We start from the raw sequence: 8298 nt of genomic DNA, 5'->3' as shown, positions 1-8298 counted from the left end.
GTTCATGATCTTGCCCTGCCTTCAAACCCTGTTAGAACAACACGAAATAAATTTATTAGTTATTGGCCACCATCAACACTTGATCGACTATTCACTAGCGACCCAGTTTATCAGAACACTGCGTATCCCTGTACTTGTTTATCCGTTAGATAAATACATATAAATTTGATATTCATCACCAGATAGGCAAGATGGACTTTCTTTGAATGCGAGATACAATGTGCATGGAGATGGCATTCCTCCATATGCATAAGCACACAAACCGCCACTGTGGCTAATGATGCCTACGTTTCAGTCCAGGTCAGGGCTGCGTAGCTATATGCACCACTGTCCTGGAGTCTCAGCACTAAAGGACGAAATGATATGCTTAATTCGATTCTGGCCATCAGTTGTGGTGCCTCACTCGGCGCCATATCAAGGTGGTTATTGGGAACAGCGCTCAATGCTATCTTTCCCACTATTCCCCCGGGGACTCTCATTGCAAACTTGCTGGGAGGCTATCTGATTGGAATCGCTATCGCGTTCTTTTCGGCAAACCCGGCCCTCTCCCCTGAATGGCGCCTGCTGGTGATCACCGGCTTTCTCGGTGGCTTAACCACCTTCTCCACATTTTCTGCTGAAGTGAGTTCATTACTGCAAGCAGGACGATTCGTCTGGGCCGGGGCCGCCATTGGTGTTCATGTGGTCGGCTCACTGGTGATGACAATTGCAGGAATGTGGTCGATGTCTATGTTGCAACGTCTATGACTGGAGGATTTATGAAAGGCTATCAATTAACTTTTTACACTAGGCAAGATCGTTCAATACAGGGTAAACCATTAGCACAATGGTTGGTTGAACAAGCGAAAAACCTCGGTATCCAGGGTGCGACATTATTAGCGGCTAATGAAGGGTTGGGACATGATCGCCGGTTACACTCTGCTCATTTTTTCGAACTGTCTGACCAACCATTGGAAGTAACACTCGCGGTAACGGAGAGTGAAGTCAATCTTATGTTTGATGCCCTTAAAAATAATCATGCCAGCGTATTCTATACATTAATACCGATAGAATTTGGCATGTCTGGCGAACGAGATTCAGGTAATTAGATAAAACCAAACTGTTCTACATAAGTTTAATATGCCGCCACTCATCAATATCTGACCCGTGGCGGCATCAATCAACCATCATGTTTTATGCTTTCATTGCCTGCTCCAGCGCAACGGCAACCGCGACAGAGGCACCCACCATGGGATTATTCCCCATACCGATCAATCCCATCATCTCCACATGAGCAGGAACCGATGATGAACCGGCAAACTGGGCGTCCGAGTGCATGCGTCCCATCGTGTCGGTCATGCCATAAGAAGCTGGCCCTGCCCCCATATTATCCGGGTGAAGTGTCCGGCCGGTGCCGCCACCTGATGCCACAGAGAAGAATTTCTTGCCCTCAAGCAGACGCTCTTTTTTGTAGACACCCATTACAGGATGTTGGAAGCGCGTAGGGTTGGTGGAGTTGCCCGTGATGGCGACATCAACCTGTTCATGATGCATGATAGCGACACCTTCACGCACATCATCCGCGCCATAACAGCGAACCGCCGCTCTCTCCCCTGCCGAATAGGCCTTCTCACGAACAATCTTGAGCTTGCCGGTGGTGTAATCAAACTCGGTCTGAACGTAGGTGAAACCATTGACCCGCGAAATAATCTGGGCCGCATCTTTTCCCAAGCCATTCAGAATGACGCGCAGCGGATTTGTCCGGGCATTATTTGCTGAACGAGCCAGACCTATCGCCCCTTCTGCTGCGGCAAATGATTCATGGCCCGCACAAAAGGCGAAACAGTCGGTGTCTTCACGCAGCAGCATTGACGCCAGGTTGCCGTGCCCAATCCCCACCTGGCGATCGTCGGCGACAGAGCCCGGGATACAGAAAGCCTGCAAACCTTCGCCCAGGGTCTGTGCGATGTCAGCTGCCGATACCTGACCTTTTTTCAGTGCCGCGGCGGCGCCAATCAGATAGGCCCAGCCAGCATTTTCAAACGAAATGGGTTGGATTGATTTGACGATTGCCCTGACATCGACGCCTTGCTTCAGACAAATCTGCTCGGCGGCCTCCAGCGAGGCAATATCATAGCTGGCAAGGAATGGGGTGATCTGTGCGATACGTCTCTCGTATCCTTCAAAGAGTGCCATGGTCTTGTCCTTATTCTTTGCGCGGGTTGATAGTTTTAACTGCCTCGGCAAACCGGCCATAAGTGCCCGTTGCCTTCCGTAGCGCATCCTCAGCCCCCATACCTTTCGATATGTGATCCATCATCACGCCAAGCTGAACAAACTTGTACCCGATGATTTCATTGTCGCTATCAAGCGCCAATTCAGTAACATATCCCTCCGCCATCTCCAGATAGCGAGCGCCTTTCAGATTTGTGCCGTACATGGTACTGGTCACACTGCGCAACCCTTTACCCAGGTCTTCCAGACCCGCACCAATAGGGAGCCCCCCTTCAGAAAATGCAGTCTGGCTGCGCCCATAAATGATTTGTAAAAACAGCTCCCGCATCGAGACGTTGATGGCATCACAAACCAGGTCCGTGTTCATGGCTTCCAGAATGGTCTTGCCAGGAAGGATCTCGGCGGCCATCGCTGCCGAGTGCGTCATTCCGGTGCAGCCAATGGTTTCAATAAGCGCCTCTTCGATAATGCCATTTTTGACATTTAACGTGAGCTTGCATGCGCCCTGCTGAGGAGCACACCAACCCACCCCATGAGTGAGGCCGGACACATCGGTCACCTCTTTGACCTTGATCCACTGCCCCTCCTGAGGGATCGGGGCAGGCCCATGATTGGGACCTTTGGCCACGACACACATCTGCTCAATTTCATGAGTTTGCATCATGATACGGATACTCCTTCATCTCGGTGAGTTATCCAAAAACCATAGGCCCATACCAATGATGATGATGTGGGTATGATCAAAGAAATGCGCGAAAACCTTAATGTATGTATGAGTACCTGCATTCGATGGGGATCAATGAAAAGCGCACCGCCCCTAGCGTCCCCCGTGCTTGTGAAAATTCATGGCAAGGTGCAGCCAAGAGACATCATCCAAAGACACCGCCACGGTGTTTATAACAACATGATTAAAAACAATTTATTTATAAAAATGGGAGGCCATGCTGCCTCCCTGCACACCTGTTTCTTACCTGTTTAAAACCAGCTTTGTACTGCCTCTCTGGCCGGGATCCCACCTGCATGTACCACCTTGTCATCGATGACGACAGCTGGCGTAGACATCACCTTGTACTTCATGATCTCGGGCAAGGACTCGACTTTCTCAAGCTGGATCTCGACCCCCAGCTCATCCACCACCTGCTGGATCAGTTGAACGGTGTTCTTGCAGTTGGCGCAGCCCATGCCCAGCACTTTTACCTTTTTCATCTCATACTCCTCATCAAGAAATTAACGGCGATACGAAGTTAAACACCCACCCAACCAGCGTGAAGGAGACCAGTAGCACCAGCAGCAAGGTGCCCAGCAGTGGCCACTTCATCACTTGTTTGAGCAAAATAAACTCGGGAAAACTGGCCGCCACCGTGCTCATGCAAAATGCCAGTGTGGTGCCGATGGGCAAACCGTTGACGATCAGGCTCTCCATCACCGGGATCACCCCGGTCGCATTGGAATAGAGGGGAATGCCGATCAGCACGGCAGCCGGCACTGACCACCATTGGCCTGCCCCCAGGTGAGCCGCAAGCCAGCCATCAGGGACAAAGCCATGAAGCGCGGCGCCGAGCCCCACACCGACAATGACCCAGAGCCACACCCGTTTGAAGATGGTGAGGGTTTCCTCTTTGGCAAAGGCATGACGCTTGGCCAGCGAGAGGCTCGGGGCATCGGCATGCTGCTGGACGATATCACCTTGCTGATGCTGCCCTTGCTTGAGGGCCTCGGCGGCAAAATCGGCCAGCCAGCGCTCGGCCTTGATCTTGTCCAGAAACGCCCCACCCAGCATGCCAACCGCCATGCCGACCACCACGTAAATCAGGGTGAACTTCCAGCCCAGCAGACTGACCAGCAACAGGACGGCCACTTCGTTGATAAGCGGTGAGGTAATGAGAAAGGCCATGGTGATCCCGAGCGGGATACCGGCCGAGGTGAAGCCGAGGAACACCGGGATACTGGAACAGGAGCAGAAGGGGGTGATGGCTCCAAAGCCGGAGCCGAGAAGATAGCCCAACCCTCTGTGCTTGCCCGCCAGATAGTCCCTCACCCGTTCAACATTCAGGGAGGCTCGCAGCATGGCCACGATATAGATCATCACCAGCAGCAGGGCAAAGATCTTGCTCACATCCTCCACGAAGAAATGCAGCGCATCCCCCAGCTTGGTTTGTTGGCTCAGGCCCAACTGCTGATAGACCAGCCAGCTGGCAAGATCGGTGAAAATCTGAAACATAATGGCTCCATCAACATCGGTGTTATCCAGAAGACGTTGCATGTCCGCAAAGGATGCTCATATTTTCCGTTTTTTTTACCAGTGCCGCGTTCTCTCGGTTTTCACCCAGCTATTCGCGCCATCAATCACTGAATACCAGCGAGTCCAGGACTCCTTGCCCGCTATGAACGCCCCCTTCTGTCGATCCGGCCGATTTGCTACGAATGAGATATCCCGCAAAGCTCCGCGCCGCGCTGGCAGGATGGTCATCTATCTGCACGGTGAAGATCCCCAGCTCACTGATCAAATCCGTCACCCGATGCAGCTCTCCTTTGCGTACTATCCAGGCTGGCATGGCTCTGGGAACAGGATGTAAGCGGCGCATCAGTGACCAGGCCTGATATTGGAGTGGGTCAAGCATTGCCAATTTTGTCGGGATGTCCGCCCCAAACAGACAATGCCCACCGCCTTCCCCTTGGTTTTTAAGTACCCAGCTGTCGGAGGGGGCCGCTTTGATAAAGCATGCGCTATCAGGGGTCACAGGATGCATCTCACCCAACACGCCTCTTACGGTATCAGCCTCTTGCGAGGTCAGGCCAAATGCAGCGAATCCCTCTTCTCCCAAACGCGACAGCAGCATTTGTACTCGCTTGCTGGTCGCCAATTGCTGAGCGACCGTGGCATTGACGGCGACTCTGTGTCGCTCAATCAACACACGAGTCGCCATCAGCGCCTGACAGCATCTCTGCTCGTTGAGATCGGCTGCCTCATAATCCGAATATTGGTATCCGGCCCGCAGATAGACGGTATCGAGGGGGCCGACACCATCGAGGATCAACCTGTTGTTGGCGCCCGTGCTCAGCTGATTATGCAGTTCACGAAAGGTTCTGCGCCGGGTCTCAATTCCTTTGCGCTGGAGAGCCAGCTCAAGCAGGTGTTGATCAAACACATTGTTTTCATGCTCCTGCACAATCATCAGAAACCTTGCCGGGCCAGTGTCGCCAAACTCGCGCTTAATCTTGAAAGTGGCCTCGGCAATGCCAGCTGACAACCCTTCAATGGCGTCATTGCCGACAAGTTCCCCCATCGCCTTGGGTGACAACTGCCCATATTCAGCAGGCCATTGCCGCTGTAGATAGTGGTGCAGTTCATGTATTCGCTGACCAAATGGCCCCATACCCGCGGCGATGCCATTGAACTCGACCAGCTTGTGGCCATCGCGCTGGTCGTCCATAAAGTCGCTGCGCATGATAAGCAGTGACAGCCGGGGTGCCTTGGTGGCTGATGAGTGGATCTGTTGATGCATGCCAAGCAGCGCTGAGAAGAAGGGGTCGCCTGCCGTGATGGGGTGAATGGCATCGTATAAAAAACCATGATCCTCAGAGACGGCATAGATCAGTTTGCTCAAGGTCTGAGCCGCACTTTTCAAATGCTGGTAGCCCGCTCTGCTGATCGGGGTAGGTGTCAGGGTAAACGGGGTATGCACGGCAGAATAGAGCGACTCTTTAAAAGCGACACCATGGGTTAATGCCCACTCGACTGCATCATCCCTGATTTTCTGAATGCCAAGAGAACTCATCATTCACTCCTGAATATTGACTCACGAACCGCAACATCGGGTTGCCCGGTACTCATCTCCCCCTGAGACGCCAACATGGCAAACCAGTTCAGCCATATCGGGCTGGCCCCAATGGCATGACGGTCAAGGCAGCCAACCAGGAAACCTAGGATGAGTAGCTGGCCGAAGCCAAGAAAAAATAAAGAAAAGGCCAAGGAGAACACCTTGGCCTTTTTGCTGAATAGAGTTCATGGCTTACTTCACCGCCGGGGTGAAGCAGCAGACCCGCCCCGAGCTGTCCAACCTGACCTGACAGTCCAGAGAGAGCTGCTGACGCAAGCGCTCCCTGGCTCGCAACAGACGCGACTTGGCGGCGGCAAGGGTCAAACCGGATCGGGCGGCATAATCCGCCTGCTTCATGCCCTCCAAATCACAGTGTCTGAGAATATCCCGATCAGCCTGAGCAAGCTTATCCAGCACTCTGGGCAAACAGCCCGCCAAGGAATCGACCGCATCGATCTCCCCCTGCTGCATAGCCAACTCGTCAGATAGTGGCAGCAACGGGCGTTGCCTGCGGCTTTTATCAATCACCAGATGTCTGGCGACTTCAAACAGCCAAGCCCTGGCATTCTCGATGGCGCAGAACTTGCCCTGCTGGCGGATTGCCCGCAAGAAGGTCTCTTGCAACAGGTCATCGGCATCCATCGGGCTGCCAGATTGCTTGAGTAGCCACCCATAGAGCTCATGTTCATGCTGCTGCCATGCCGTCATCAGGCAAGGTGGTGCCCCGGTTGGATCGGTCACTTGATGCGTTTTCCCTGTGCATCCACTACCTGCTCGCCATCCTCCTTGGTGAAGGCCCCTTGCTGAGGGCTCGGCAGGATATCCAGCACCAACTCAGAGGGACGGCACAGCTTGGTGCCAAGCGGCGTCACTACGATGGGGCGGTTGATCAGAATGGGATGCGCCAGCATGGCGTCAATCAACTCGTCATCGCTGAATCTCTCCTCGGCCAGCCCTAACGCTTCAAAAGGCGGCACGTTTTTGCGCAGCAGGTCGCGCACCGGCATCCCCATGGCGGCAATCAATGCAACCAGGACCTCACGGTTTGGCGGTGTCTCCAGATAGTGGATAACGGTCGGCTCAACGCCTGAGTTACGGATAAGCTCCAGCGTATTGCGGGAAGTGCCACAGGCCGGGTTGTGGTAAATGGTGATCTGGGTGTTATTCATGATTAAGCCTCTGCGTTGAGATAGTTGCGTTTCATTCTAAGCGCCACATTGACCAGAGCGATCAAGACCGGCACCTCCACCAGCGGGCCGATCACACCGGCGAACGCCTGATCCGAGTTCAACCCGAACACGGCGATGGAAACCGCAATGGCCAGCTCGAAGTTATTGCCGGTGGCAGTGAAGGCGATGGAGGCGTTCTTGTCATAGGGAATCCCCAGCTTCTTGCCAACCAGGAAGCTGGTGAAGAACATCAGCACGAAATAGACCACCAGAGGCACGGCAACTCGCAGCACATCCATCGGTAACTCGACGATCATCTCGCCCTTGAGGCTGAACATCAGCACGATAGTTGCCAGCAGGGCGATCAGCGTGATGGGAGAAATAGCCGGAATAAAGCGCTCGGTGTACCACTTTTCTCCTTTAGCCTTGACCAGATAGTGACGGCTCAAAAAGCCTGCCAGGAAGGGAATGCCAAGATAGATCAGCACGCTTTCGGCGATATCCAGCATGGTGATATCCACAGCGAAGCCCTGCAAACCAAACAGCGGCGGCAGTACGGTAATAAACAACCAGGCCATGAAGCTGTAGGTGAGGATCTGAAAACCGCTGTTGAGCGCCACCAGGCCCGCACCGTACTCCTTGCTGCCACCGCCGAGATCGTTCCACACCAGCACCATGGCGATGCAGCGTGCCAACCCGATCAGGATCAGGCCCACCATGTAGTCCGGGTAGTCATGCAGGAATGTCAGGGCGATGACAAACATCAGGATGGGGCCAACCAACCAGTTCATTACCAGTGAGAGGGTTATCGCCTGACGGTCGCGAGTCATGGCGCCCATGGTGCCGTAGTTCACCTTGGCCAGCGGCGGATACATCATCAGGATAAGGCCGATGGCGAGCGGCACATTGGTGGTACCGACCGACATCGCCTCGTTCCACTGGGCCACCTGAGGGAACAGATAGCCAATCCCGACCCCTATGGCCATGGCGACAAAGATCCAGAGGGTCAGATTGCGGTCGAGAAAACTCATTTTTTTGCTGACGGGCAGATCGCAGCAGGCGTTGGTACTCATCAAGAGACTCCATGAGGGGTG

Annotated in this window: 11 protein-coding genes and 1 riboswitch; of the genes, 3 read left to right on the top strand and 8 right to left on the bottom strand. The window is 53.7% G+C overall.

Going from position 1 to position 8298, the window contains the following annotated elements; translation table 11 throughout:
• Window positions 1–217: 217 nt before the first annotated feature.
• Window positions 218–294, top strand: a riboswitch (Fluoride riboswitch).
• A 69-nt stretch (window positions 295–363) separates the two neighbouring features.
• Window positions 364–747, top strand: coding sequence for a fluoride efflux transporter CrcB (crcB, locus tag BN1115_RS14790; RefSeq protein ID WP_042657756.1), 384 nt, complete (start codon window positions 364–366; stop codon window positions 745–747).
• Between the two features lie 11 nt (window positions 748–758).
• On the top strand, window positions 759–1088 hold the full coding sequence (locus BN1115_RS21810; RefSeq protein ID WP_082034863.1) for a DUF190 domain-containing protein: 330 nt from the start codon (window positions 759–761) through the stop codon (window positions 1086–1088).
• 85 nt (window positions 1089–1173) lie between these two features.
• Here the strand turns inward: BN1115_RS21810 and BN1115_RS14785 are convergent, their stop codons facing one another.
• Complete coding sequence (locus BN1115_RS14785) at window positions 1174–2175, bottom strand: GGGtGRT protein (protein WP_042062680.1); 1002 nt, start codon at window positions 2173–2175, stop codon at window positions 1174–1176.
• A 10-nt stretch (window positions 2176–2185) separates the two neighbouring features.
• Window positions 2186–2878, bottom strand: coding sequence for an iron-sulfur cluster assembly scaffold protein (locus BN1115_RS14780; protein WP_042062682.1), 693 nt, complete (start codon window positions 2876–2878; stop codon window positions 2186–2188).
• Between the two features lie 72 nt (window positions 2879–2950).
• Between BN1115_RS14780 and BN1115_RS22325 the strand changes: the two genes are divergently transcribed.
• Window positions 2951–3193, top strand: coding sequence for a hypothetical protein (locus tag BN1115_RS22325; protein WP_128821720.1), 243 nt, complete (start codon window positions 2951–2953; stop codon window positions 3191–3193).
• Here BN1115_RS22325 and BN1115_RS14775 read toward each other — a convergent pair.
• From BN1115_RS14775 to arsB, 6 genes are all read right to left on the bottom strand, one after another.
• Window positions 3190–3420 (bottom strand): thioredoxin family protein, encoded by a 231-nt coding sequence (locus BN1115_RS14775; protein ID WP_042657755.1) that lies wholly within the window; start codon window positions 3418–3420, stop codon window positions 3190–3192. The genes BN1115_RS22325 and BN1115_RS14775 overlap by 4 nt on opposite strands.
• Window positions 3421–3433: 13 nt before the next feature.
• Window positions 3434–4435, bottom strand: a complete 1002-nt coding sequence (locus BN1115_RS14770) for a permease (RefSeq protein ID WP_042657754.1) — start codon at window positions 4433–4435, stop codon at window positions 3434–3436.
• A gap of 121 nt (window positions 4436–4556) precedes the next feature.
• Window positions 4557–5996, bottom strand: a complete 1440-nt coding sequence (locus BN1115_RS14765; protein WP_244152286.1) for a glutathione synthetase — start codon at window positions 5994–5996, stop codon at window positions 4557–4559.
• Window positions 5997–6227: 231 nt separating this feature from the next.
• The gene (locus BN1115_RS14755; protein ID WP_244152285.1) at window positions 6228–6776 is read right to left on the bottom strand and encodes a sigma-70 family RNA polymerase sigma factor; all 549 of its coding nucleotides are present in this window, start codon (window positions 6774–6776) and stop codon (window positions 6228–6230) included.
• On the bottom strand, window positions 6773–7204 hold the full coding sequence (gene arsC, locus BN1115_RS14750; protein WP_042657750.1) for a glutaredoxin-dependent arsenate reductase: 432 nt from the start codon (window positions 7202–7204) through the stop codon (window positions 6773–6775). Before arsC ends, BN1115_RS14755 begins: the two co-directional genes overlap by 4 nt.
• 2 nt (window positions 7205–7206) lie before the next feature.
• Window positions 7207–8277: an ACR3 family arsenite efflux transporter gene (arsB, locus tag BN1115_RS14745; protein ID WP_042657749.1), complete on the bottom strand. Its 1071-nt coding sequence runs from the start codon at window positions 8275–8277 to the stop codon at window positions 7207–7209.
• Window positions 8278–8298: the final 21 nt, after the last annotated feature.

This window comes from Aeromonas allosaccharophila, from assembly GCF_000819685.1.
Lineage (GTDB): Bacteria > Pseudomonadota > Gammaproteobacteria > Enterobacterales > Aeromonadaceae > Aeromonas > Aeromonas allosaccharophila.
The sequence above is the reverse complement of the archived record's forward strand: the minus strand, read 5'-3'. Positions and strand labels throughout refer to the sequence as shown.